Source organism: Halorubrum aethiopicum (assembly GCF_001542905.1).
Classification (GTDB): Archaea; Halobacteriota; Halobacteria; order Halobacteriales; family Haloferacaceae; genus Halorubrum; species Halorubrum aethiopicum.
Window position 1 is genome coordinate 2,017,348 of sequence record NZ_LOAJ01000001.1, and the last position, 22,700, is coordinate 2,040,047.

Annotated in this window: 26 protein-coding genes; 6 read left to right on the forward strand and 20 right to left on the reverse strand. The window is 70.7% G+C overall.

Going from position 1 to position 22,700, the window contains the following annotated elements; translation table 11 throughout:
- Positions 1-67 precede the first annotated feature (67 nt).
- On the forward strand, positions 68-694 hold the full coding sequence (locus AXA68_RS09560; protein WP_066415853.1) for an RAD55 family ATPase: 627 nt from the start codon (positions 68-70) through the stop codon (positions 692-694).
- Between the two features lie 123 nt (positions 695-817).
- On the opposite strand, the gene AXA68_RS09565 is transcribed toward AXA68_RS09560, so the two are convergent.
- Together AXA68_RS09565 and AXA68_RS09570 are read right to left on the reverse strand one after the other, a co-directional pair.
- Positions 818-1,084, reverse strand: coding sequence for a hypothetical protein (locus AXA68_RS09565; RefSeq protein WP_066415855.1), 267 nt, complete (start codon positions 1,082-1,084; stop codon positions 818-820).
- A gap of 105 nt (positions 1,085-1,189) precedes the next feature.
- Entirely contained in the window at positions 1,190-2,137 is a 948-nt protein-coding gene (locus tag AXA68_RS09570) for an FKBP-type peptidyl-prolyl cis-trans isomerase (RefSeq protein WP_066415857.1), read from the reverse strand.
- A gap of 90 nt (positions 2,138-2,227) precedes the next feature.
- Between AXA68_RS09570 and cyaB the strand changes: the two genes are divergently transcribed.
- Complete coding sequence (cyaB, locus tag AXA68_RS09575) at positions 2,228-2,803, forward strand: class IV adenylate cyclase (protein WP_066415859.1); 576 nt, start codon at positions 2,228-2,230, stop codon at positions 2,801-2,803.
- On the opposite strand, the gene AXA68_RS09580 is transcribed toward cyaB, so the two are convergent.
- A complete protein-coding gene (locus AXA68_RS09580) occupies positions 2,800-3,372 on the reverse strand; it encodes a MaoC family dehydratase (protein ID WP_066418506.1) in 573 nt (190 codons plus the stop codon). The two genes, cyaB and AXA68_RS09580, sit on opposite strands and share 4 nt — an antisense overlap.
- Before the next feature lie 78 nt (positions 3,373-3,450).
- On the opposite strand from AXA68_RS09580, the gene AXA68_RS09585 reads away from it, so the two are divergent.
- Complete coding sequence (locus AXA68_RS09585; protein ID WP_066415861.1) at positions 3,451-4,335, forward strand: HpcH/HpaI aldolase/citrate lyase family protein; 885 nt, start codon at positions 3,451-3,453, stop codon at positions 4,333-4,335.
- 66 nt (positions 4,336-4,401) lie between these two features.
- The gene (locus tag AXA68_RS09590; RefSeq protein ID WP_066415863.1) at positions 4,402-5,655 is read left to right on the forward strand and encodes a Glu/Leu/Phe/Val family dehydrogenase; all 1,254 of its coding nucleotides are present in this window, start codon (positions 4,402-4,404) and stop codon (positions 5,653-5,655) included.
- A 32-nt stretch (positions 5,656-5,687) separates the two neighbouring features.
- Here AXA68_RS09590 and AXA68_RS09595 read toward each other — a convergent pair whose 3' ends face one another.
- The 6 genes from AXA68_RS09595 to AXA68_RS09620 all read right to left on the reverse strand — a co-directional run bounded on the left by AXA68_RS09595 (position 5,688) and on the right by AXA68_RS09620 (position 9,941).
- Positions 5,688-6,152, reverse strand: a complete 465-nt coding sequence (locus AXA68_RS09595) for a hypothetical protein (protein WP_066415866.1) — start codon at positions 6,150-6,152, stop codon at positions 5,688-5,690.
- A 98-nt stretch (positions 6,153-6,250) separates the two neighbouring features.
- Positions 6,251-6,964 carry a diphthine--ammonia ligase gene (locus AXA68_RS09600; protein ID WP_066415868.1) on the reverse strand — a complete coding sequence of 238 codons (714 nt, stop codon included), beginning with the start codon at positions 6,962-6,964 and terminating at the stop codon, positions 6,251-6,253.
- A 131-nt stretch (positions 6,965-7,095) separates the two neighbouring features.
- A complete protein-coding gene (locus AXA68_RS09605) occupies positions 7,096-7,665 on the reverse strand; it encodes a DUF7110 family protein (protein ID WP_066415869.1) in 570 nt (189 codons plus the stop codon).
- A gap of 148 nt (positions 7,666-7,813) precedes the next feature.
- Complete coding sequence (locus AXA68_RS09610; RefSeq protein WP_066415871.1) at positions 7,814-8,158, reverse strand: glutaredoxin family protein; 345 nt, start codon at positions 8,156-8,158, stop codon at positions 7,814-7,816.
- Between the two features lie 93 nt (positions 8,159-8,251).
- Entirely contained in the window at positions 8,252-8,884 is a 633-nt protein-coding gene (gfcR, locus tag AXA68_RS09615) for a transcriptional regulator GfcR (protein ID WP_066415873.1), read from the reverse strand.
- Positions 8,871-9,941 (reverse strand): glucose 1-dehydrogenase, encoded by a 1,071-nt coding sequence (locus AXA68_RS09620; RefSeq protein ID WP_066415881.1) that lies wholly within the window; start codon positions 9,939-9,941, stop codon positions 8,871-8,873. Before AXA68_RS09620 ends, gfcR begins: the two co-directional genes overlap by 14 nt.
- A 128-nt stretch (positions 9,942-10,069) precedes the next feature.
- On the opposite strand from AXA68_RS09620, the gene AXA68_RS09625 reads away from it, so the two are divergent.
- On the forward strand, positions 10,070-10,843 hold the full coding sequence (locus AXA68_RS09625; protein ID WP_066415883.1) for an NRDE family protein: 774 nt from the start codon (positions 10,070-10,072) through the stop codon (positions 10,841-10,843).
- A gap of 25 nt (positions 10,844-10,868) precedes the next feature.
- A complete protein-coding gene (locus AXA68_RS09630; RefSeq protein WP_066415886.1) occupies positions 10,869-11,222 on the forward strand; it encodes a helix-turn-helix transcriptional regulator in 354 nt (117 codons plus the stop codon).
- Between the two features lie 42 nt (positions 11,223-11,264).
- On the opposite strand, the gene AXA68_RS09635 is transcribed toward AXA68_RS09630, so the two are convergent.
- The 11 genes from AXA68_RS09635 to coaBC all read right to left on the reverse strand — a co-directional run bounded on the left by AXA68_RS09635 (position 11,265) and on the right by coaBC (position 22,656).
- Positions 11,265-12,122: a phosphorylase family protein gene (locus tag AXA68_RS09635; RefSeq protein ID WP_066415889.1), complete on the reverse strand. Its 858-nt coding sequence runs from the start codon at positions 12,120-12,122 to the stop codon at positions 11,265-11,267.
- A gap of 8 nt (positions 12,123-12,130) precedes the next feature.
- Positions 12,131-13,909: a Na(+)/H(+) antiporter subunit D gene (locus AXA68_RS09640; RefSeq protein ID WP_066415896.1), complete on the reverse strand. Its 1,779-nt coding sequence runs from the start codon at positions 13,907-13,909 to the stop codon at positions 12,131-12,133.
- Positions 13,906-16,065, reverse strand: coding sequence for a cation:proton antiporter (locus tag AXA68_RS09645; protein ID WP_066415898.1), 2,160 nt, complete (start codon positions 16,063-16,065; stop codon positions 13,906-13,908). Before AXA68_RS09645 ends, AXA68_RS09640 begins: the two co-directional genes overlap by 4 nt.
- The gene (locus tag AXA68_RS09650; RefSeq protein ID WP_066415901.1) at positions 16,062-17,642 is read right to left on the reverse strand and encodes a proton-conducting transporter transmembrane domain-containing protein; all 1,581 of its coding nucleotides are present in this window, start codon (positions 17,640-17,642) and stop codon (positions 16,062-16,064) included. Before AXA68_RS09650 ends, AXA68_RS09645 begins: the two co-directional genes overlap by 4 nt.
- Positions 17,635-18,105 carry a cation:proton antiporter subunit C gene (locus AXA68_RS09655; RefSeq protein ID WP_066415903.1) on the reverse strand — a complete coding sequence of 157 codons (471 nt, stop codon included), beginning with the start codon at positions 18,103-18,105 and terminating at the stop codon, positions 17,635-17,637. Before AXA68_RS09655 ends, AXA68_RS09650 begins: the two co-directional genes overlap by 8 nt.
- Positions 18,102-18,833, reverse strand: coding sequence for an MnhB domain-containing protein (locus tag AXA68_RS09660; RefSeq protein WP_066415906.1), 732 nt, complete (start codon positions 18,831-18,833; stop codon positions 18,102-18,104). The genes AXA68_RS09655 and AXA68_RS09660 overlap by 4 nt, the downstream gene beginning before the upstream one ends.
- Positions 18,830-19,417 carry a DUF4040 domain-containing protein gene (locus AXA68_RS09665; protein ID WP_066415909.1) on the reverse strand — a complete coding sequence of 196 codons (588 nt, stop codon included), beginning with the start codon at positions 19,415-19,417 and terminating at the stop codon, positions 18,830-18,832. The genes AXA68_RS09660 and AXA68_RS09665 overlap by 4 nt, the downstream gene beginning before the upstream one ends.
- Positions 19,414-19,740: a monovalent cation/H(+) antiporter subunit G gene (mnhG, locus tag AXA68_RS09670; protein ID WP_066418511.1), complete on the reverse strand. Its 327-nt coding sequence runs from the start codon at positions 19,738-19,740 to the stop codon at positions 19,414-19,416. The genes AXA68_RS09665 and mnhG overlap by 4 nt, the downstream gene beginning before the upstream one ends.
- Complete coding sequence (locus AXA68_RS09675; protein WP_066415912.1) at positions 19,740-20,045, reverse strand: cation:proton antiporter; 306 nt, start codon at positions 20,043-20,045, stop codon at positions 19,740-19,742. Before AXA68_RS09675 ends, mnhG begins: the two co-directional genes overlap by 1 nt.
- A complete protein-coding gene (locus AXA68_RS09680; protein ID WP_232745097.1) occupies positions 20,042-21,286 on the reverse strand; it encodes a monovalent cation/H+ antiporter subunit E in 1,245 nt (414 codons plus the stop codon). Before AXA68_RS09680 ends, AXA68_RS09675 begins: the two co-directional genes overlap by 4 nt.
- Positions 21,287-21,486: 200 nt before the next feature.
- Positions 21,487-22,656 (reverse strand): bifunctional phosphopantothenoylcysteine decarboxylase/phosphopantothenate--cysteine ligase CoaBC, encoded by a 1,170-nt coding sequence (coaBC, locus tag AXA68_RS09685; protein WP_066415919.1) that lies wholly within the window; start codon positions 22,654-22,656, stop codon positions 21,487-21,489.
- Positions 22,657-22,700 lie beyond the last annotated feature (44 nt).

A 22,700-nucleotide genomic window follows, 5' to 3' on the forward strand; every position in this document is an offset into this window, starting at 1 on the left:
GGCGTCGGGCGGCCGTCGCGTCTCCGCCATCGACAGAGCCAAACGTCCACGCGAGTCAGTTGCGCGCATGGAGCGGCTGCCGACCGGGATCCCGGTGTTGGACAGGGAGCTCGACGGCGGGCTCCCCGCCGGGAGCGTGGTGGCGTTGACGGCCGACCCGGCCAGCCAGTCCGAGCTGTTCTTGAACACCTTCGCGGGCGTCCGGGAGACGCTGTATCTCACGACCGTCCGGTCGGCCGAAGCGGTCGAGAGCGGCCTCTCCGAGTCGTCCGTCGAGACCGGCGATCCCGTCGTCGAGGCCGTCGACGGCGAGGACCCGATCGAGGACGCGCGCGGGTTTCTCCCCGCCGTTCCCGACGACGGAACGCTGATCGTCGACTCCGCGGAGCCGCTCGAGGACGCCTCCCCTCTCAGGTACCGATCGCTGCTTTCGGACCTCGGCGACCGAATCGAGGAGACGGACGCGACGGCCGTGCTCCACGCGCTCGAGACCGGCGGCGAGCGGTCCCGAAACCGCGTCGTCACGGAGCAGGTCGCGGACGTCGTCTTCGACCTCCGGACCGTGGTCACGGGGACCGCCATCGAGAACCGCCTCGCGGTGCCGAAGTTCCGCGGCGGGGCGGCCCTCGAGGAGCCGGTCAAGCTCAAGCTCACCGACACCGTCTCCGTCGACACGAGCCGCGACATCGCGTGACGGGTGTCGGTATCGACGGATCCACCCCGAGGAGTCGCCGACGGCGGGGTCGCGTGACGAGCGTCGCCGGTGACGGGGTCGCGCGAGGAGAGCCGTCGCCCGCGGTCGGGACGGCCGACCCGCTCAGATCGCCCCGGTCGCCCCGATCGCGAGCACGACGATCCCGACGGCGACCGCGAGGACCGCCCAGTTCCGCGGCGTGTCGATCGATCCGTACGGTCCGCCCTTCCGAGTGAAGAGGTACGCGAGGTAGACGGCGAGCGGCGCGAGCGCGGGCAGCGTCCCAACGGCGATCCCCGAGACGACCCTCGAGAGGAGGGCGACGGCGACGGTGGAAAGGCCCGCGCTGGCCGCGACGAGAACGTCCTCGCGTGCCCGTTCGATCTCCATACTCGAGCCTGGACGCGGGAGTACGCAAAAGGATCGGTTCGTTCCGCGGGTCGGCCGGTCTCTCGAGAGCCGAGGGGATCGATTCGACGCGTCGTCGACGGGCGGTTACTCCTCGTCGAGTTCGTCGTCGAGTTCGTCCGCGATCTCGTCGGCGTCGACGTCGATGTCCTCGAGCGCCTCCTCGATGTCGCCGGCACCGCCGCCGCCCATGCCGCCCATCATGCCGCCGAGACCGCCCATGCCGCCGCCCTCGATGACCTCCTCGACGACGACGCGGTCGAGGTCGAGACGGCCCATGAGGTCCTGGGCGATCTGCTGTTTCTGGAACATCCACTGCTGGTTCATCTGCATCGCCTGCGTCGCCGTGACGTAGAGCACGTCCTTCTCGACCTCCTCGGTCTCGACGACCTCCTCGCCGTCGTCGTCCTCCGTGACGCTCTCCTCCTCCTCGACGACGGTCTCGATCCGGACCTCGGGCGCGTCCTGGAGGTACATCCCGAGCATGCCGGCGGCCTTCTGTTCGCGGTCCTCGATGACCTCGAGCACCTCGTACTCGTACTCGAGGTCCTCGCCGGCCAGCGGGTGGTTGAAGTCGACGCGGGCGCGGCCGCCGATGATCGTCTCGAGGTGGCCCTGGCGGTTGTCGATCTGGACCTGCGCGCCGGGGTAGCGGCTGTCCTCGGGGATCTTGTCGGCCTTGACCGTCTCGACCTCGTCGGGGTCGTACTCGCCGAAGGCGTCGTCTGCGGGCACGTCGACCGTCCCTTTATCGCCCACGGACTTCCCGATCAGTTCCTCCTCGACGGAGGGGAAGACGTGGCCGGCGCCGAGCGCGACGATCCGGGGCTCGAACTCGTACTCCTCAGTGTCGATCTCGGCCTCCTCGGCGACCGCCTCGTCGGTCGTGTCGATGACGTCGCCGTCGTCGGCCGTCCGAATGGTGTACGCGAGCCGAACGAAGTCGCCGTCGGCGAGTCCGGCGTCCTCGGTCTCCGGTTCGGCGTCGGCCTCTTCGGCGCTCTCGGCCGCGTCCGCCTGCTCCTGATCGCTCATAGCGGAACATCACCCGTTACACTCTTAAGGCGCACGGTTCGGGTCGGAACGTCCCGTCGCCCTTTTGACGGCCGCCGGCGACGCGGACGTATGTACGAGGTCGAGATCAAGGTCCCGGCGGACCTCGAGACCGTCCGAGGTCGGCTCCGCGAGCTCGACGCCGATCCCGGCGAAACCCGCCGACAGCGCGACGTCTACTACGACGCGCCCCACCGGGAGTTCGCCGAGACCGACGAGGCGCTGCGGGTCCGAAGGGAGACGGTGGTCGAGGGACCGGCTTCGAACGACGAAACGGCGGACGGCGGGGAGTCGATCCGGCTCACCTACAAGGGGCCCCTGCTGGACGACGGGTCGAAGACCCGCGCGGAACACGAGACCGGCGTGGCGGACGGCGAGGCGATATCGGGGATCCTCGACGGTCTCGGGTTCGACCCCGCCGCGACCGTCGAGAAGCGGCGCGAGTACTGGCACTTCGAGGGGTTCACCGTCGCGCTCGACGCCGTCGACCGGGTCGGCGAGTTCGTGGAGATCGAACGCGAGGTCGACGCCGAGGAGGCGATCGGTCCGACTCGGGAGGCCGCGACCGAGACGCTCGCGAGGCTGGGACTCGACGCGGACGACCAGGTCCGTACGTCGTATCTCGGGCTGCTTCTCTCGGACGGTTAGGCGTCGACGCTCTCCGCGCCGTCGTCCCCCTCCGGTCGTTTCAACGAGAGCGCGGTCCGCTCGAACGAACAGACGAGGACGTCGTCGTGGCCGTCGTCGTCACCGTCATCGTCGCCACCATCGTCGTCACCATCGTTTCCGCCGCTGTCTCCCCCGTCATCGTCCTCCCCCTCTCCTCCCACCTTGAACGCCTCGACGCGCATGGTGACGATCCCGCGTTCGCCGTCGCTCGTCTCGCGTTTGTCGACCACCGTCGACCGCGCCCGGATCGTGTCGCCGTGAAAGACGGGATTCGGGTGTTCCACGTCGTCGTACGAGAGGTTGGCGACGATCGTTCCGTCGGTCGTCTCGGGGATCGAGATCCCGACCGCCAGCGACATCGTGTAGAGGCCGTTGACGAGCCGTTCGCCGAACTGCGTGTCGGCGGCGAACGACGAATCGAGGTGGAGCGGCTGCTGGTTCATCGTCATGTCACAGAAGCGCTGGTTGTCGGCCTCGCTCACCGTCCGCCGCCGCCGGTGTTCGATCGTCTCGCCGACCTCGAACTCCTCGTAGTAGCGTCCCGTCATGCCGAACCCCTCCACGGGCGTCCACATATCGCTGTCGCCCGCGACCGATTTAATGCGTCCCGGCGAGGAGCGGTCGACATGCCTCGACGGAGCCTCCTGTTCTCGCCGGGCGACCGACCGGAACTGCTGCGGAAGGCGGCCGAGACGGACGCGGACGTCCTCTGTTTCGACCTGGAGGACGCGGTCGCGCCGGCCCGGAAAGGGGAGGCTCGCGCGGCGGTGCGATCGGTCCTCTCTGACCCCGCCTTCGACCCCGACGCGGAGGTGTGCGTGCGCCTGACCGCGGACGACCCCGAGGCCGATCTCGACGCGCTCGTCGGTGACGGCGGCGGGTCGAACGGGGGAGGCGAGCTCCGGCTCGACGCGGTCATGCTCCCGAAGGTCGAGGGCTCCGCCGAGGTCGAGCGCGTCGCCGACCTCTGTGTGGCCCGCGGGCTCGACCCGGTCGTCTTTGCGCTCGTCGAGACCGCCGAGGGCGTTCTCGCGGCTCGAGAGATCGCGGGTGCGGGGGCGACGACGGCGCTCGTCTTCGGCGCGGAGGACCTCGCCGCCGACCTCGGCGCGACGCGGACCGCCGAGGGGACCGAGGTGCTCTACGCCCGCGAGCACGTCGTCCTCGCGGCCAGCGCGGCGGGCGTCGACTCGCTCGACACCGTCCACACCGACTTCGCCGACGAGACGGGCCTCCGCGAGACGACCGAGTTCGCGGCCACGCTCGGGTACGACGGGAAGCTGGCGATCCACCCGGACCAGGTCGCGCCGATCAACGAGGCGTTCACGCCGGGGAGCGACGAGATCGCGTGGGCCGAGCGAGTGCTCGACGCCCGCGACGCGGCGGCCCGGGAGGACCGCGGCGTCTTCGAGGTCGACGGCGAGATGATCGACGCGCCGCTCGTCGCGCAGGCGGAACGCGTGCTCGAGCGCGCCGAGGCGGCCGGACTTCGGGACGACGGGGACCGCTGACCGGGGCGCGGTCGCGACCGCGGGCGCAGCCGCCACCGTTAACTCACGCGGTAGGGACGTTCGGGTATGAGCGACGAGGCGAACCCCTACGAGAGCCTGAAAGAGCAGATCGACGACGCGGCAGCGTACATCGACGCCGACGACGGGGTCCTCACGCGCCTGAAGAACCCCGAGCGAGTGCTGGAGACGAACCTGACGTTCGAGCGCGACGACGGCTCGCTCGAGACCGTGCGCGCCTATCGCTCGCAGTTCAACGGCGACCGCGGCCCCTACAAGGGCGGGATCCGGTATCACCCCGGCGTCACCCGCGACGAGGTGAAGGCGCTCTCCGGCTGGATGGCGTACAAGTGCGCCGTCGTCGACGTCCCCTACGGCGGGGGGAAGGGCGGCGTCGCGATCGACCCGGCCGACTACTCGGCCGACGAGCTTGAGCGGCTGACCCGGAGCTTCGCGACGGAGCTCCGCCCGCTCATCGGCGAGGACCGGGACGTGCCCGCGCCCGACGTGAACACCGGCCAGCGGGAGATGAACTGGATCAAGGACACCTACGAGACGCTGGAGAACACGACCGCCCCCGGCGTGATCACGGGCAAGGCGCTCGACTCCGGCGGCAGCGAGGGGCGCGTCGAGGCCACCGGTCGCTCGACGATGCTCGCGGCCCGCGAGACGTTCGAGTGGCTCGACCGCGACGTCCGGAACGCGACCGTCGCCGTCCAGGGGTACGGCAACGCCGGATCGGTCGCGGCCGCGCTCCTCGAGGACCTCGGCGCGGACGTCGTCGCCGTCTCGGACTCGAGCGGCGGGATACACGATCCGGACGGGCTCGACGCCCGCGGCGTCAAAGCGCACAAGCGGGAGACGGGATCGGTCTCGGGCTACGGCGACGCGGAGGCGATCACCAACGAGGAGCTGTTGACGCTCGACGTGGATCTCCTCGTGCCGGCGGCCCTCGAGAACGCGGTCGACGCCGACCTCGCCGCGGACCTCGAGGCCGACGTGGTCGTCGAGGCGGCCAACGGGCCGCTGACCCCGGGCGCGGACGACGTGCTCACCGAGCGCGGGACGTGGGTCGTCCCCGACGTGTTCGCGAACGCGGGCGGCGTCACCGTCTCGTACTTCGAGTGGGTCCAGAACCGCCAGCGGTTCCACTGGACCGAGGAACGCGTCAACGAGGAGCTCGAACGCACCATCACGGAGGCGTTCGACGGGATCGTCGAGGCGTACGAGGGCGAGGACCTCCCGAACCTCCGGACCGCCGCGTACGTCGTCGCGATCCGACGGGTCGTGAACGCCTACGACCAGGGCGGAAACTGGCCCTGACCGCGGCTTCGACGCCTTCGTCCCGACCGACCTCACACGTCGAAGAGCCGTTCGGCGTCCTCGCGCTGTCTCCGATAGATCCCGCGTCCCTTGAGCCGCGGGACCGGGTGCGTGTGAAGGCGTTCGTTCCCGAGGTCGTACACCAGCGGGAACACGTTCGTTCGGCGCTCGGCGACGGTGTAGGAGGTGGCCGCCGAGACGAGGTCGTCGCCGGGCGACCCGACCGCGAACGCGACGTATCCTATCGGCGTCGCGGAGTCCGTTCCGTCGCTCAGTTCGGCGATCAGCTCCCGGAACCGGTCCGCGGCGGCGACGAGGTCTCCGTCGTCGTCGGTCGTGTCCACGACCGTGGCGAAGACGGAGACGTGTCCCACCGTGGGATCCTCCTCGTTCGCGTGCCAGACCCGCTCGAAGCCGTCGAACCCCTCATCGACGACCTCGAAGCCGTGTTTCCGTCGGTTCGCAGCGACCGCCTCCCGGTACCGGTCGAAGTCCATGTCACCGACGAAGGAGCCACGTGATAAAAAATGACACACCTGCGGGCGGCGGATCGTCGGTCTCCTCTTCGGTTCCCGACCGGTCCCCGGGGACGGATCTACTCGAGCGTCGCGTCCGTCACCTCGAGGCGGCCGCGGTCCCCCTCCCAGACGGCGTCGTACTCGAGGTCGATCCGGCGGTCCATGTGGGGACCGTCGACCACGTACGTCTCGAACTCCCCGCCCTCGCCGAGCGGGTGGACGCCGTACTCCTCCCGGAGTTCGAGCAGCTCCGCGAGCGCCTCGGCGTCGTAGCGTCGGCCGAGCCACGACTCGTCGAGGCCGTAGGCGGCCACCTGGACGATCCGGATCTCGAAGCCGGCCTCGAACATCGCCTCCGCGAGCTCGACCGGGTCCTCGCCCCAGAGCGGCGCGAAGAGGTCGATCCCGAGGCGGTCGCACATTCCGCGGATCCGGCTCGTCTGGAACTCGCTCTCGACCGCCCCGGCGGTGACGCCCGCGAGGTCGACCCCGTCCGCCGCGGCCAGTTCGCGGAGCGCGCCCTCCATCGGCTCCAGTTCGGCGTCGCCCTGGGCGCCCGCGTCGTCGACGTCGTCGGCCCCGAAGTCGTCCGGCTCGACCTCGATCAGGTCGATCCCGACGCTCTCGGCGGCGAGTTCCGCCAGGTGCGTCGCCGGCGTGTGATACATGTAGGAGTCGCCGGCGGGGTGGACGGTGAGGAGTCGCGAGACGTCCAACCCCTCCTCGAGCGCGCGGTAGAGCGCCCACGAGGAGTCCTTGCCGCCCGAAAAGAGGCTCACCCAGTCGGTCATACCCGGGATCGGGTTCGCGCCGATAAAGCGCCGGCGGTTCGCGGCCGGCCGGAGCGCGGGGAGCGACTCGATGCCGGCGTCGCCACTGCGGGTCGGTCTGCGCCCCAAAAACCGCCACGACACCGCCCGACTCAGTCCGAGATGAACTCGTTGTCGCGCCAGTTCACGCCGCCGTCGCCGTCGCCCGCACCCTGCGGGCTCTCGACGACCTCGATGCTCGCGGGGCGGGACTCGCCCTCGACGATCCGGGTCGCCTCGAGGTCGCCGTCGGCCTCCGTGATGGCCGTGAGCGTCCCCTTCTCGGCGCGCGTGGCGAGCTCCCGGAGCACCAGGAACATCGGGTACTGGAGCGCGGTGTTCTGGAGCACGGTCTCGCGGTCGCCTTTGAAACACGCGAACTCGACGAGCTCGGAGGGGATCTCCTCCTCCTCCTCGTCCATCCACTGCGGGCCGCCCGCTCGCGGGGGTTCCTCCTCGTACACGCGGGTCTCCGTCACCGACGCCTTCAGCTGGGCGGTCGGCGTGTACTTGCTGATCGACTCGTCGTCGGACAGGGCCTTGATGATGAGTGTGTTGTTTCGACGCGTGATGTCGATGTCGTCGATCTCCGCGGGGAGGTCGGGGTCTTCGTCGAAGTACGCCTCTACGTCTTCGAGTGGCAGTTCGAGCGTCGAATGGAGTCGGAACACGCGGCCTGTCATTGTTTACTGGGGTGGGTGTGGGTCGGACCGGTCGTCGCGACGCGGGCGGTAAACGACTGCACCTACCCCACCTAGGTGACGTAGGCTTATATGGGCTACTCTTCGAGAGGCGGCGGAAGACGAGCGCCGAGTTCGCCCGACGGCGCGGCTACTCGACGCCGAGTTCGGCGGCCAGCTCGCCCCGCTCCTCGAGCTCCGCGAGCACGTCGCTGCCGCCGACGAACTCGCCGTCGACGAACGTCTGCGGGATCGTCTCCCACCCGCTGTGGTCGGCGAGCGCCTCGCGGTAGGCCGGGAGCGCGGGCAACACGTCGACCGTCTCGAACTCCTCGACGTGGCCGGAGATCAGCTCGATCGCCCGCTGTGAGTAGCCGCACTGCGGCATCAGGCGGTTCCCCTTCATGAACAGCACCACGTCGTTCTCGGCTATCGCCTCGTCGACTCGCTCGCGCACCGCGTCCGGGTCCACGTCGCTTTCGGGCTGGAACGTCATGGGCCCCGATAGGCGGCGACGAGGCAAAGGGGTTCCGGCCGGCCCGGTCGCGGTCGTTCCCGCGACGCGTGATCGGGCTCGCAGTCGACGCCCTCACTCGCGGTCGACGCTGACGACGTCGACGAGCGAGTAGACCGGGACGCCGTCGATGTCGTCGTAGCCGACCTTGTCGACGAGCACGACGCACGCGACGGGCTCGCCGCCGTGTTCGCGGATCGCGTCGATCGACTCGCGCATCGTGGTCCCCGAGGTGACGATGTCGTCGACGACGTAGCAGTCGCGGTCCCGGATCGCGGCGAAGTTCCGGGAGAAGCCCCCGCCGTGGTCGGCGATGTCCCCCTCCTCCCACTGGTGTTTCGCCGGGGCGTACGTCCCGAGGTCGGTGTCGAGCTCGCGGGCGACCGCGGTCGCGAGCGGCGCGCCGGCCTTCTCGATGCCGACGGTGAGATCGACCGACTCGCCCTCCTTCGCCAGCAGGTCCGCCATCGCCTTCGCGGCGTAGGTGAGCCGCGTCGAGTCGCGGCCGAGCGCCGACCAGTCCACGTGGATGTCGGCGGTCGTGTCGGCGTCGGTCTCCGCCGCGCTCGAGTCGTTGCCGCCGGCGCGCTCGACGAGCCAGCTCGCCGTCTCGCGCGAGACGTTCAGCTCGTCGGCGATCTCGCCCTTCGAAAGCCCGTGTTCGGCGAGCTCGGCCGCGCTGTCGATCAGGTCGTCAACGTTCTTCATACGCGGCGAATTCGACCGCCGTTTTAATAGTCGTGTCGTCATCCACGAAGGCGGCCTCGAACGACTCGAGGGGGTGGACGCCGGTGACGAGGTCGGCCAAGAACGCCTCGGAGAGCCCCGACAGCGACTCGACGGCCGCCTCGAAGTGCTCGTACCCGGAGTTGACGCTGCCCACGAGCGCCTTGTTGTGTAAGACGAGCTCGCGGTGGATCCGCCCGCCGTCGACCTCGAACGTCCAGTCGCCCGGGACGCCGAGCAGCGCCGCGGCCCCGTTGGGCGCGAGCGCCTCGACCGCCTCGAAGGCGTGGGGCGCGTGGCCGGTCGCCTCGTAGACGAAGTCCATCGGCTCGTGTGCCTCCGGAACCGCCGAGACGGGCGTGTCGTTCGAGTTCACGTACGTCGCCCCGAGCGACTCGATGACGTCGATCGTCGGGTCGGGGCGCTCCCGGCGGCCGAGACAGTAGATCCGGTCGAACGTCGAGTCCAGCATCGCGACGGTGAGCAGCCCGAGCGACCCGTTGCCCAACACGAGCGCCGAGTCGGGCTCCCAGTGGAACGCCGACCGGCTCGCGAACGCGTGTTCGACCGCCTTCTCCGTGATCGAGGCGGGCTCGACGAGGAAGCCCCACTCGGCGAGTTCGGGCGGGATCTCGACGAGGAACTCCGCGGGGCTCGTGAAGTACTCGGCCATGAAGCCGTGTGCGCCCACGATCCCCCGCTCGTGGTACTCGCCGTCCGGGGCCATGTCCGGCTCGCCGCGCGCGAAGTACTCGTTCGCGCCGTTCGGGGGCCGGCGGACCGTCGGGACGACTACGTCGCCGACCTCGAAGGGCGTGTCGTTCGGGTCCTCGACGACGCCGACCGCCTCGTGTCCGAGGACGATGTGGTCCTCGCCGTCCGGCCGTTCGCCGTGGCCGCCGGCGATGACCTCGTGGTCGGTCCCGTCGACGCCGACGCGGAGCGTGCGGACGAGCGCCTCGCCCGCCGCCGGCTCCGGACGCGGTTTCTCGATCACGACCGGCTCGGTTCCGTCCTCGTGCGCGGCGATCGCCTTCATACCGGATCCGAGAACCCGCGTCACCAAAAGATTTCTTTTGTCCCGAGTAAACCTGATCGGCGTCGGCCGACCCGCCCGGCCGTCCTCCCGGCGGCGACTTTTTGGTCCGTCCGCCCTCACTCGGAGCCGTGTGTACGCTCACGCTCGCCTGGCGCGTCTTCCCGGAGGCCCCGGTCGCGCTGGCCGCCAACCGCGACGAGTCGCTCGCGCGCGCCTCGGAGCCGCCGACCGTCCGCGGCGGCGAGCGACGGTTCCTCGCGCCGCGCGACGCCGAGGCCGGCGGCACCTGGATCGGCGTGAACGACGCCGGCGTGGTCGTCGCCGTCACGAACCGGTGGCTCGAGAGCGACCGCGAGGGCGACCGCTCTCGCGGTCTGCTCGTTGAGGACTGCCTTCGCGAGCCGTCCGCGGAGGCGGCCGTGCGCGCGGTCGAACGGGAACTCGCCGACCGCGAGTACGACGGGTTCAACCTCGTCGTCGCCGACGACGCCGCGGCCTTCCTGCTCTCGTACGACGGCGGGCTGAACCTCACCCGTCTCGACCCCGGTGTCCACGTCGTCGGCAACGTCGGCGGCGTGGTCAACGGCGAGGCGCGGTTCGCGATACCCGACCGGCGCGCGGAGTTCGGCGAGGAGCGCGCGTCGAGCGTCCGCCGGATCGCGGGCGTTCTGGTCCCCGAACCGGGCGAGACGGGCGACGCCTGGCTCGACCGCGCGGGCGACGTCCTCGCCGACCACGCCTACGGCGCGTGTCTCCACGGCGACGGCTACGGGACGCGCTCGCACACCCGGATCCGGACCGGCTCCGACCCGGCGGTGGCGTTCGCCGACGGCCCGCCCTGTGAGACGCCGACCGAACCGGTCGCGGTTCCGGCGGACTTCCGGACGGAAAGCCAGTTTTAAGCGACTCGCCGGCGGCTGTGTGGGTATGAGCGTGTCCGAACTCGAGTCCGAGCTGTCGGCGGACGAGCGCGCCGGCCTCGAGCTCATCCGCGAGACCGGCGGGATCCACCAGAGCGACTTCTGGAAGCGGCTCGACGTCTCCTCGCGGAAGGGGAGCCGCATCGCGGAGGCGTTACAGGAGTCCGGGCTGATCCAGCGCGAGAACACGGTGTACGACGGCCACAACACCTACTACCTGGAGCCGGCTCCGCGCGACCTGGACTTCTCGCTGCTGATGGCCGGCGACATGCTCTCGCCGTTCATCGGCGAGGAGGAGATCGACCCGCAGTCCGACGCGTTCTCGCAGTGGCTGATGAACCTCGCGTACGAGGAGTACTGAGTCGGTCGGCCGCTTTCTCTCGTCCTCCGTCTCCCGTCGTCCTCACGCCCGCCGGTCGTCGACGACCGCTCTGGCGACCCGAACCGCGTTCTCGAGCCCGATCTCGAGTCCCTCCTCGGTGAGCGATCCCTCGAACGACTCGCGCGAGGACTCGCCCGGGTCCGGGCGGTCGTGGTTCGAGATCCCCCGGACGCTGAGGTAGCGGTCCGCGAGCCCGAAGCGCCGGAGCGCCGCGGCCGTCCCGGCGTCCTCCATCTCGGTCGCGCGGTAGGGCCCCCGGTCGAGCGCGTCGAGGAACCGCGAGACGTGCTCGGCGACGGTCCGGCCGTGCCACAGCTCGTCGGCACAGACGTTGGTTCCCACGGTCACGGTCGGGTCCGCTCCTCCCCCGGCGTTCTCGAGGTCGACGCCGGCCGCCAGGTCGGCCGCGGCGGAGACGCGGTCGGGATCGAGGTCGACGACGCCCTGGCCCTCCGTGTAGGGGTCGGGCGCGACCGGCACGTCTCCCGGGTTCCCGTCGGCTCCGCCGTCGCCGTCACCCGGATCGAACCGACACTTGTCGTCCCAGTCGACGATCTCGTCGGCGATCACGACCGACCCGATCGGGCGGTCGGGCGGCGCGCCGGCGATCCCGACCGAGAGGACGAGGGCGTCGGAGAGGTCCACGGCGTCGTCGGCACAGAGCGCGGCGGTCGTCGTCGCCGCCGCGGCCTTACCGATCCCCGTGGGGACGACCCCGAGGCCGGCCCCGTCGTGGCGCAGCGGGACGGGGACGCCCGGAACGTCGACCCGCTCCGCCAGGTCGTAGGCGTCGTGCCACGGCTCCGTCTCGCCCGCGGCGGGCAGGGGATCGAGCTCCTCGAACGCCGGCAACACGAGCGCGTCGAGCGCGACGGGCATCGACCCGTTCACCCCAAGAGTAGCGCGAACAGCGCGACGGCCGCCGTGAGCGTCAACAGCAGCACGCTCCGGCCGATCCCCGCCCGGATCTCGGCGTCGACGCCGGCGTTCGCCAGCAGCCGCCGCGGGTTCATCGCGACCCACTTCGCGCCCCCGACGACCCGCATCGTCGCGCGGTCGACGGCCGCCCACGACTCCGTGACGCCCCACACCGACCAGCGCCCGGCGTAGAAGGCGGCCGGGAACAGGACCGCGTCGACGTCGCGCATGTGGTGGGCGAGCCAGCCGAGCGGCCGCTTGAGCGCGAAGAAGCCGACGAAGCCGGCGACGAGGAGCGCGGCGCTCTCGGTCAGGTGGCTCGTGCTGTACGGCTTGAAGTACACCTCGTCGCTGAGGATGAGCTCCGTAAATGGCATCAGCTCGATCAGCTGGGTGTAGAAGACGCCGAAGAAGACGCACGCGCCCGCGGCCAGCACCATCCCCGCGGTCTGGAACGCGGTGGCGTCGTCGGGCGACAGCGTCGCCGACCCGTGGAAGAAGACGTAGTAGCCGAGCTTGATGAACGACATGAACGTCCCGACGCCGCCGAGGACGAGCAGCCACCAGAGCAGTCCGCTATCCAACAGCAGCACGTACTCGTGGACCTCGTGGGCGGAGTCGAGCACCATCCCCTTCGAGATGAAGCCGTTGAAGCCGGGGACGGCCGTAATGGAGGCCGCGCCGACGACGTAGACGAGGAAGGTGACCGGCATCACCCGCCAGAGCCCGCCCATCTCGCGGATGTCCTCCACGCCGGTCCGGTAGATCACGACGCCGACCGCCATGAACAGCAGGCTCTTGTAGAGGACGTTGTTGAAGAGGTGCGCGAAGCCGCCGACCACCGCGAACTCGCCGACCGCGGTCGCGAGCCCGAAGCCGGCGAGCATGTAGCCGAGCTGCGCCTGGATGTGGTACGACAGCAGGCGGCGCGGGTCGTACTGGAGCAGCGCGAAGAAGGCCCCGTACACCGCCATGAAGCCGCCGAGGTACGCGAGCCACATTCCGCCCTCCGGGAAGGCGCGGTACATCACGTACGCCGCGGTCTTCGTCGTGAACACCGAGAGGAACACCGACGCCGCGACGTGCGGCCGCGGGTAGGTGTCCGGCAGCCAGGAGTGGAGGAAGATGAACCCGCAGTTGATCCCGATCCCGATCGCGGCCAGCACGGTCGCCGCCGGGTGGATCCCGGCCGTTTCCGAGAACAGGAACGTCCCAGCGTTCGCGAAGTGGACGACCACGGCCGCGAGCAGGATCGTCCCGCCCGTGCCGTGGAAGAGCGCGTAGCGGTAGCCGGCCCGCACCGCCGCGCCGCCGTGTTGCCAGACGAGAAGCGTCGAGGTGACGGCCGTCAGCTCCCAGAAGAAGATCAGGGTGAGCCAGTCGCCGGCGTAGATGGTCCCCAGGGTGGTGGCGACGTAGAGCAGCGCGAACGACGTGACCCACCGCGGCGCGTCGCTGCCGTACGCGTACAGCACCGCCGCCGTCGCGAGGAAGCCGACGACGACGCCCATCAGAAGCGAGAACGGGTCGACGTTGAAGAAGACCACGTCGAAGCCCAGAAACCGCGTCGCCAGGTGCGCGCCCGTCCCGCCGTCGCCGAGCAACACCGCCTGCGCGAAGACGAACGCCGTCGCCAGCGCGCCGAGGCCGTGCCCGAGCGCGCGCGGCAGCGCGAGCACGAGCAGCGACGCGACGGCGACGACGAGGTACGGCGGGATCGCGGTCAGCGCCGCGGTCGCGCCCGTCATGGGCGAGCCACCTCCTCGGGGAGCCGCGTGTCGACGATGAGCTCGATCAGCTCCAGGAAGCCCATCTCGTAGGGGATCACGCCGAGCAGCACGGCGAGGGTCATCGCGGTCAGGATCGGCGCGAGCGTGAACCACGTGGACTCGCTCCCCCGGAGCGCGTCGAGCCCGCGCAGGTGCTCCCAGCCGCCCGGCGGCGGGCCGCCGTGGTGGTCGTGGTGGTCGTGGTCGGCCTCATGGTCGACGGCAGCGTGATCGCCGTCGTCGACCGCGTGGTCGTCACCGTCGGCCGCGTCGCCGTCGTCGTCGTCGTCGGCCGTCGTTTCCTCCGCCGGGACCGACCCTCCGCGCCCGACCCCGAACGGTACGTCGACGTCGGAGGGTCGCTGGTCGACCGCGTAGTCGCCGGTGTCGACCCGCTCGGCCGGCTCCGAGAAGTCCCGCTCGCTCGTGTCGAACTCCGGCCGGACGACGCCCTCCTCGTCGGTCGGCAGGTCGTCGAGTTCGGCGTCGGGGACCTCGGCGTCGTCCGGAACGCCGGGGTCGTCGTCGACGGTCGCCGACTCCTCTCCGTCGCCCTCGGCGCTCTCGACGATCTCGTCGACGACGTCCTCGTCGTCGTCGGCTGTCTCGTCGTCGGTTGCCTCCTCCTTCTCGTCGTCACCCGCGCGGCCCCCGTCGGTGGCCGCGTCGTCGCCTGCGCGGCCGCCGTCCGTCGCCGCCAGCGTCGACCGCGACTCGCCGCCCATCGGGAAGTCGACGAGCGGCTTCGCGTCGTGAGCGTCCTCGGCCTCGAAGAAGGCGGTGTAGATCACCGGCCAGAAGTACGCGATGTTGAGCACGCCGGAGAGCAGTAGCGCGCCGACGAGGTAGTAGGCGACCGGGGTCAGTTGGGCCCCCATCCGGATCCCGCCGATCAGCATGTAGTACTTGCTCACGAACCCGGCCAGAAGCGGGATCCCGGCCATTCCGAGCGAGGCGATCGTGAACGCCCCCATCGTCAGCGGCATCCGCTTTCCGATCCCCGCCATCTCCGAGATGTAGTCGGTGTGCGTCGAGACGTGGAGGTTCCCCGCACAGAAGAACAGGGTGAGCTTCATGAACGCGTGCGCCGGGATGTGGAGGAGCGCGCCCACGAGTCCGTACCAGCCGAAGAGGCCGAGCCCGAGCACGATGTAGCTCAGCTGGCTCACCGTCGAGTAGGCGAGCCGCTGTTTCAGGTGGTCCTTCCGGAGGGCGATGAGCGAGGCCGCGGTCAGCGTGATCGCGCCGATCGTCGAGAGGACGAGCCCGGCGGTGAAGCCGAAGGGTAAGGAGAGGTCGAAGACCAGCTCCGGCCCGAACACGTCGAGGACGACCCGCGAGACGCCGAACGCGCCGGACTTGACGACCGCAACCGCGTGTAACAGCCCGGAGACGGGCGTCGGTGCGACCATCGCCTCGGGGAGCCACTGGTGGAGCGGCATGATCCCGGCCTTCACGCCGAAGCCGATCGCGAGGAGGAAGAATGCGAGCATCGCCAACCCGGGGTCGGCGCTCGCCAGCTCCTCGATGCCGCCGGCGGTGAACGCGACGGTCCCGGTCAGCCAGTACACCATGACCGTCCCGGCGAGGACGAGCACGCCGCCGCCGAACATCGTGTACGCGAGGTACTTCCGGCCGGCCGAGCGTGCCTCCGGCGTCTCGTCGTGGGCGACGAGCGGGTACGTCGCGATCGACAACAGCTCGTAGAAGACGAAGATCGTCACGAGGTTGCCCGCGAACGCGATCCCCATCGTCGCCGACAGCGACACGGCGAACGCGGCGAAGTAGCGGGTCTGGTTGGCCTCGTCGAGCCCGCGCATGTAGCCGATGCTGTAAAACGAGGTGATGATCCAGAGGCCGGACGCGAGGAAGGCGAACAGCATCCCGAGCGCGTCCGCGCGCAACACGAGCGCGATGTCCGGGAGGATCTCGACTATCGTCCACTCGAAGACGGTCCCCTCGAGCACGCGCGGCAGCATCGAGGCGACGATCCCGAACTTCGTCACCGCCGCGAGGATCGTCCACCCCTCGCGGACGTTCGGCGAGCGGTACGACGCGACGACGAGCGCGGCCGCGACGAGCGAGACGAGAACGGCGAGCAGCGGACGTGGGTCCTGTACGATGGCTTCTGTCATGCGAACACCTCCGAGAGGTACGGGTCGAGGAGCGTCTCGAACCCGGCCCCCGCGAAGCCGAGTCCGACCGCGACGAGCGCGGCGGCGACGAGGACGGCGAGCGGCGCGGTCGGGATCGTCCCGGGGACGGCGTCGCCGCTGCCGCCGTCGGCGACCGCGGTTCCGGCGTCACCGTCCGGTCCGCCGCTCGTCGTGCCGGCGTGACCGGCGGCACTCCCGCGTTCCGCGTCCTCGCGGTCGACGCCAGCGAAGTAGAGCCGTTCTATCACGCGAGCGACGTACGCCAGCGTGAACAGCGTGCTGGCGAGGATCACGGCCGCGATCCCGACCCCGACGACGCCGCCCGTCGCGCCGGCGGAGCGGACCGCGCCGAGCGCGATGTACCACTTGCCGAGGAACCCGATCGACGGGGGAACGCCGACGAGCGCGAGGCCGAGCACGGCGAGCGCGCCCGACGCGAACGGCGCGTCGCGAGCGAGGCTCGCGAGGTCCTCGACGCGGCGCGCGCCGTAGCCGGCGGCCAGCAGCGCGAGCCCGCAGAAGAGCCCGAACTTCAACAGGCCGTGGCCGACCAGGTGGACGATCCCACCCAGAAGCGCCGTCTCGTCGGCGATCCCGACGGCGGCGACGACCATCCCGAACTGCGCGACCGACGAGTACGCGAACATGCGCTTGAGGTCCGACTGCATGACCGCGAGCGCCGACCCCGCGAGGATCGAGACGCCGGCGACGAGGAGGAGCGCCGTCACGATGGCGTCGTTGGCCGCGAGGAAGTCGACGGTGAACACGGAGTAGGTCACGCGGATCAGCGCGTAGGCGCTCGCGGTCGACACCAGGGCGGCGACGAGCGTCGTCACGGCGTCCGGCGCGCGCTGGTAGGCGTCCGGCTGCCAGGTGTGGACCGGGAACAGCGCGATCTTCAACGCGAAGCCGGCCGCGATGAAGGCGAATCCCGCCTGTACGAGCGGGTCGGTGTAGCTCGCCCGCTCGACGATCTGGACGCTCACGTCGGCCATGTTCAGCGTCCCCGTCGCGAGGAAGACGTAGCCGACGCCGACGAGGTACAGCGACGCGCCGACGGTCCCCACGACGAGGTACTTCAGCGAGGCGTACGCGCTCGCGCCCGACCGGTCGGCCGCGATGAGCGCGTACGTGGTCAGCCCGACGATCTCGAGGAAGACGAACAGGTTGAACAGGTCGCCCGTGAGCGAGACGCCGACCAGCCCGCCGGAAAGCAGGAGATACGCGCTGTAGAAGGCGTTCCCGCGCGGTCCGATGACCCGCGAGAGGACGAGCGTGGCCGCGGAAACGAGCGCGACGAGGAGGAACACCGCCGCCGACAGTTCGTCGGCGACGAGCTCGATCCCGATCGGCGGCGCGAAGCCGCCCAGCTCGTGGTCGAACGGGCCGCCGGTGTACACCTCGACCGCGACCGCCGCCGCCGACCCGACCAGCCCGAGCGTCGTGACCGCCGCGACCGGCCAGCCGACCTCGTCGTACCACAGCCCGAGCGCGAGCGGCAGCGTCGCCGCCACGATGGGGACCGCGATCGAGAGCGGCAACAACACGTCAGTCATCGCCGTCACCCCCGTCGCTCCCCGGCTCCGAACCGGGGAGGTCCGGTCTCGCGGGCAGCGACCCCTCCTCGCGCAGGAGTTCGCGGAGCGTGTCGACCCGGAGCGTCCCGTACTCGTCGTAGATCCGAATACACAGCGCGAGCGCCACCGCCGTGAGGCTCACGCCGACGACGATGGCCGTGAGCACGAGCACGTGCGGGAGCGGGCTGACGTACGGTCCGCCCCCGCCGCCCGACGGGACGATGGGGATCGCCCCGCCGTCGACGTACGCCGAGGCGATGAAAAGCAGGAAGATGGCCGTCTGGAACAGGTTGAGTCCGATCACTTTCTTCACGAGGTTGGGGTTGGCGATCATCATGTAGAGTCCGATACACAACAGCAACGCGAACACCACGTACGCGTGCCGCGTCCCGAGTACGTCGAGCGCCGACTGTGCGGCGATCACGGTCGACGCCGCCGTCATCGCGCACCCCCGTCAGTCGCCGGCCGGCCGGCCGATCCGGCGTCGGGGTCGCTCTCGTCGCTCTCGTCCGTCTCGTCGGATCCTTCGGTCTCATCGGGAGTCGCCGCCGCGGCGTCGCCAGTCGATCCGAGGTAGCCGCGCTCGCCGATCGGCGGTCCGGAGCCCTCGCCGTTGAACCCCCGTGCGAGCACGAAGAACAGCCCGACGAGCACGCCGCTCACGATGGGCGCGATGCCGACGATCTCCACGGCCTCCATCCCGTACTTCACGGGATCGAGGTACGGCAGCGGGAGGAGATCGTACTGGAGGAACGCGCCGCCGCGGGCGACGGGCACCAGCCCGAGCCCGGCGAACACGAGCGTCCCGCCGACCGCGAGCGCGACGACGACCGTGTTGGCGAGCCACTGCCGGGTGGACTCGATGCCGAACGCGAAGGCGATCATGAACACGACCGCCGCCGCGATCGCGCCGCCCTGGAAGCCGCCGCCGGGCGAGCCGCCGCCGTGGAAGGTGACGAACAGCCCGTAGGTGAACGCGAACGGGGCGACCACCTTCACCGTGGACATGATCACCTGACTCTCCGTGTACGGCGGCCCCTGCCGCGACTCCGAGTCGAGCCGGCCCGCGCTCGCGCGGGCGGACCCGTCGTCGCCGTCGGCCGTCCCCGCGTCGCCGCCCCCGGCGTCGTCGTCGCGGTCGCTCGCGTCGCCGTCGGTCGTGCCGCTCATGCGAACACCTCCCGTCGGAGGACGATGAGCGCCGCGATCCCGGCCGCGAAGACGACGACCGCCTCGCCGAAGGTGTCGAACCCGCGGAACGCGGCCAACACCGCCATCACGGTGTTCTCGACGCCGGTCCGCGCGTACGTCTCGGCGAGGTACCACTGGCTCACGTCGGGGTTGCTCCACACCGGCGCGTCCGGCGACCCGACGGCGGGAACGTCGACCATCGTGACCGCGAGCCCGGCGAACAGCAGGCCGACCGCGCCGGCCGCCGGGTAGTTCACGGACTCGAAGGCGGCCTCGTGGTCGATCCGGGTGGTCTTCGCGAGCGTCAACAACAGCAGCACCGTCGTCACGCCCGCCGAGACCGCCGCCTCCGTCAGCGCCACATCCGGCGCGCGGTAGAAGGTGTACAGCGCGGCCATCCCGAGGCTGTACGCCCCGAAGACGATGACCGCGGCGAGCACGTCCCGCGCGAACGCGGTCGCCAGCGCCGTGAGGACGACGAAGGCGAAGAGGCTCGCCTCGATCGCGGAGATCTCGGCGACGACGGGAGCGGTCCCGTCGACGAGGGGGGTCGCGCCCGTCATCGGCGCTCGTCCCCCTCGGTCCACGGCACGATCCCCTCCTCGAAGGCGGCGCGCGCGATGGCGTGTGCCGCCGTCGGGTTCGTCACGAAGATGAAGAACAGCAGGAGGACGGTCTTGAAGCCCGCGCCGTCCCAGCCCGCCGCGAGCGCGACCGCCGCGAGCGTGAAGCCCGCGCCGAGCGTGTCCGCCTGCGAGGCGGTGTGCGCCCGCGAGTAGACGTCGGGAAGCCGGAGCACGCCCGTCATCGACACGAAGGTGAAGAAGAGCCCGCAGAGGCCGAAGACGACGATCAGCGCGAGCCTGACGGGTCCGAGGGCGTCGATCACAGGACACCACCCCGCTCGACGGTGAACTTCGAGATGGCGATCGCCATCAGGAAGTTCAACAGCGCGTACACCAACGCGATGTCGAGGAACGTCGGCTCCCCGAGCGCGGCCCCGAGGATCGCGAGGATCACCACGGTGTTCGTGCCGAGCACGTTGACCGCGAGCACGCGGTCCTGCATCGTCGGGCCCTTCACCGCCCGGTAGAGCATCCCGATCGCGAGGACGACGAACCCGGCGGCCACGACGAGCAGGAAGTCCTCGACCGTGTAGCCGGCCGCGAGGGACGCGTCGACGACGCTCATTCCGTCGTCACCTCCCCGTCGCCGTCGGCGGTCGCGTCCGCGCCGTCGGAGTCGTCGCCGGTCGAGTTTGTGTCGGCGGCCGAACCGTCCGCGTCGGCGACCGAACCGTCCGCGACGGGAGCGCCCTCCCGCTCCGAGCCGCCGTCGGCCCGCGCGCCGGGGTACTCCTCGGTCGCGTCCGGCCCCTGGAAGATCCCGACGTCGTCGCGCTCGCGGGGCGTCGGCAGCCGGGCGGCCTCACGGCCGTAGAAGACGAAGCGGGTCCAGCGCTCGAGCGAGCCGTCGAAGAGGCCGTCGCGGGCCCACGGGATGAGCGAGTGGACGTAGAGGTTCCCGTCGCGCGCCCGGACGGTCAGCGTCCCCGGCGTCAGCGTGATCGAGTTCGCGAGCGTCGTCACCGGGAGCCCGCTGCCGACGATCACGCGAACCCGGTTGAGCGAGGGCTCGATGGGCATCCGCGGGTCGAGGATCACCCGCGCGACGACGATGTTGGACTTGAGTATCTCGAAGAGCAGGACGGGGACGTACACCGCGCCGCGGAGCAGCCGCACCGGCGTCCGCGTGAGCGACGGGTCGGCGTCGAGGCTGACCCGCGAGAGCGTGACCGCGACGACCGTCGCGCTCGCGACCCCGGTCACGACGTCGAACGGGTAGAACGGGTCGCCGAGCGCGAGGTAGAAGGCGAGCGACAGCCCGAATATCGCCGCGAAGCGGATCCCGGTCGCCTCCTTGCGGAGCCGCTCGCGGCGGGTCGGCCGAGCGACCGGTGCCTCGCGGACGACGAGGTCGGTCCGCGAGAGCGCGAACTCGAGCGACTGGAGCAGCGTCGTGTTGCCCACGGGCGTGTACTCCGGGTCCAACACGACGTGTTCGATCCCGTGGTCGTCGGCGTACGCGACGAGCTCGCGGACGTAGTCGTCCGCGCCGAAGAGGTACTCGTCGCCGCCGACGACGGTGGTGACGACCTCCACGTCCCCGACGTCGACCTCGTCGACGTCCGCGAGGTCGGCCTCCGCCCAGGTCGAGACGCGTTCGAGGAGCCGGTCGACGCTCGCCTCGCGGTCCGCCGCCTCCGGGTCGCCGTCGCGCCACGTGGCGAAGACGACGAAGTGGATCGCGGAGAACTCGCCGTCGGCCGCGGACTCGACGAGGTGCGTGACCGTCGCGCGCAGCGTCGGCGTCGACTCGATGGGGACGACGACGGAACCGCCCGTCGGACCGGGACCTCCGCCGTCAGCCACCGGATTCACCTCCCGTGGCGTCGGGGATGGCCGTCTGGCTACACATGGATATGTCTACCCGAGGCGTGGCCCTACCGCCCCAAAACAGTTTGTATCCCGGTCGGATCGCTCCGGGTTCCGTCCCGCGATCCGGCGGCGGTCCCTCGCGCCGCCGTCGGTCGCGGCCGAGTGTGGTCGTCGTCCGCCGCGCCGATCCGAACTCACTCGTCGCCATCGAGGATCGCCGCCAGCCGGTCCGCGATCCGGCCGGCAACGGCGTCCTTCGATCCCGACACCGGCTCGGGGTCGGTTCCCGCCGCGCCGACGAGCAGGACGCGGGTACGGTCCTCGCCCATCACGCTCGCGTCGTTGGCGACGACGAACGCGAGCCCGACGCGGTCGCGGATGCGCTCCGCCTCTCCGACCATCGTGTCGTCGTCGCCCGAGGTCTCGGCCTTGAAGCCGACGAGCGGAAGGTCCGGGTGCGCCTCCCGGACGGAATCGAGCAGCTTCGGCGTCGGCCGCAGGTCGACGGAGAGGGGGGAGCCGGACCGGATCTTCTCGTCGACGGCGTCGGCGGTGAAATCGGAGATGGCCGCCGCCGACACCAGCGCGTCCGCGGTCGTCGCCGCCTCCCGGCAGGCCGCGATCATCTCGTCGGCGGTCTCGACCGGGACGGCGTCGGCGTAGGGGACCTCGCCGCCGTCGTGGACGAGCGTCACGTCCGCCCCGCGGACGTAACACGCGCGGGCGACCGCCCGGCCCGTCTTGCCGGACGCCCGGTTCGTGAGGATCCGGATCGGGTCGATCCGCTCCTTGGTCGCGCCCGCCGTGACGACGACGTGTCTCCCCGAGAGGACGTCCGGCGTCGTCGCGCGGGCGACCTCCGTGAGGACCGTCGACTCCGCGGCGATCTTGGCTTTCCCCTCCTCGATCCGGGGATCGGCGAACGTCACGCCCCACGCCTCGAGCCGGTCGAGCGCCGCCAGCACGCCCGGATGGTCGTACATCGGCTCGTGCATCGCCGGGGCCATCACGACGGGCACGCCCGCGCCGAGCGCCGTCGTCGCACAGGTGGTGACGGGGGTGTCGTCGACGGCGGCCGCGACCTTCCCGGCGGTGTTGGCGGTCGCCGGGGCCAGGAGGAGCACGTCCGCCCAGCCGTCGCGCCCGCAGAGCTCGACGTGCTCGACGTCGCCGGTGATCTCGGTGACGACGGGCTCGTCGGTGGCGAAGTCGACCGCCCACGGGTGGACGATGTCCGTCGCCGCCGGCGTCATCACCGCGCGAACGCTCGCGCCGTGACGCCGCAGCTCGTGGGCGAGTTCGACCACCTTCACCGCCGCGATGCTGCCCGAGACGCCGAGCGCGACGTTGACCCCCGCTAACATTACCGGGCGTTCCCGCCCCGGCGGCTTATAAGGTTACGTTCGAC

What these genes read in the sequence shown, in the direction of transcription:
- AXA68_RS09560 (WP_066415853.1), top strand. Translation starts at nt 68, where the DNA reads ATGGAGCGGCTGCCGACCGGGATCCCGGTGTTGGACAGGGAGCTCGAC.
- AXA68_RS09565 (WP_066415855.1), bottom strand. Translation starts at nt 1,084, where the DNA reads ATGGAGATCGAACGGGCACGCGAGGACGTTCTCGTCGCGGCCAGCGCG.
- AXA68_RS09570 (WP_066415857.1), bottom strand. Translation starts at nt 2,137, where the DNA reads ATGAGCGATCAGGAGCAGGCGGACGCGGCCGAGAGCGCCGAAGAGGCC.
- cyaB (WP_066415859.1), top strand. Translation starts at nt 2,228, where the DNA reads ATGTACGAGGTCGAGATCAAGGTCCCGGCGGACCTCGAGACCGTCCGA.
- AXA68_RS09580 (WP_066418506.1), bottom strand. Translation starts at nt 3,372, where the DNA reads ATGACGGGACGCTACTACGAGGAGTTCGAGGTCGGCGAGACGATCGAA.
- AXA68_RS09585 (WP_066415861.1), top strand. Translation starts at nt 3,451, where the DNA reads ATGCCTCGACGGAGCCTCCTGTTCTCGCCGGGCGACCGACCGGAACTG.
- AXA68_RS09590 (WP_066415863.1), top strand. Translation starts at nt 4,402, where the DNA reads ATGAGCGACGAGGCGAACCCCTACGAGAGCCTGAAAGAGCAGATCGAC.
- AXA68_RS09595 (WP_066415866.1), bottom strand. Translation starts at nt 6,152, where the DNA reads ATGGACTTCGACCGGTACCGGGAGGCGGTCGCTGCGAACCGACGGAAA.
- AXA68_RS09600 (WP_066415868.1), bottom strand. Translation starts at nt 6,964, where the DNA reads ATGACCGACTGGGTGAGCCTCTTTTCGGGCGGCAAGGACTCCTCGTGG.
- AXA68_RS09605 (WP_066415869.1), bottom strand. Translation starts at nt 7,665, where the DNA reads ATGACAGGCCGCGTGTTCCGACTCCATTCGACGCTCGAACTGCCACTC.
- AXA68_RS09610 (WP_066415871.1), bottom strand. Translation starts at nt 8,158, where the DNA reads ATGACGTTCCAGCCCGAAAGCGACGTGGACCCGGACGCGGTGCGCGAG.
- gfcR (WP_066415873.1), bottom strand. Translation starts at nt 8,884, where the DNA reads ATGAAGAACGTTGACGACCTGATCGACAGCGCGGCCGAGCTCGCCGAA.
- AXA68_RS09620 (WP_066415881.1), bottom strand. Translation starts at nt 9,941, where the DNA reads ATGAAGGCGATCGCCGCGCACGAGGACGGAACCGAGCCGGTCGTGATC.
- AXA68_RS09630 (WP_066415886.1), top strand. Translation starts at nt 10,869, where the DNA reads ATGAGCGTGTCCGAACTCGAGTCCGAGCTGTCGGCGGACGAGCGCGCC.
- AXA68_RS09635 (WP_066415889.1), bottom strand. Translation starts at nt 12,122, where the DNA reads ATGCCCGTCGCGCTCGACGCGCTCGTGTTGCCGGCGTTCGAGGAGCTC.
- AXA68_RS09640 (WP_066415896.1), bottom strand. Translation starts at nt 13,909, where the DNA reads ATGACGGGCGCGACCGCGGCGCTGACCGCGATCCCGCCGTACCTCGTC.
- AXA68_RS09645 (WP_066415898.1), bottom strand. Translation starts at nt 16,065, where the DNA reads ATGACAGAAGCCATCGTACAGGACCCACGTCCGCTGCTCGCCGTTCTC.
- AXA68_RS09650 (WP_066415901.1), bottom strand. Translation starts at nt 17,642, where the DNA reads ATGACTGACGTGTTGTTGCCGCTCTCGATCGCGGTCCCCATCGTGGCG.
- AXA68_RS09655 (WP_066415903.1), bottom strand. Translation starts at nt 18,105, where the DNA reads ATGACGGCGGCGTCGACCGTGATCGCCGCACAGTCGGCGCTCGACGTA.
- AXA68_RS09660 (WP_066415906.1), bottom strand. Translation starts at nt 18,833, where the DNA reads ATGAGCGGCACGACCGACGGCGACGCGAGCGACCGCGACGACGACGCC.
- AXA68_RS09665 (WP_066415909.1), bottom strand. Translation starts at nt 19,417, where the DNA reads ATGACGGGCGCGACCCCCCTCGTCGACGGGACCGCTCCCGTCGTCGCC.
- AXA68_RS09675 (WP_066415912.1), bottom strand. Translation starts at nt 20,045, where the DNA reads ATGAGCGTCGTCGACGCGTCCCTCGCGGCCGGCTACACGGTCGAGGAC.
- coaBC (WP_066415919.1), bottom strand. Translation starts at nt 22,656, where the DNA reads ATGTTAGCGGGGGTCAACGTCGCGCTCGGCGTCTCGGGCAGCATCGCG.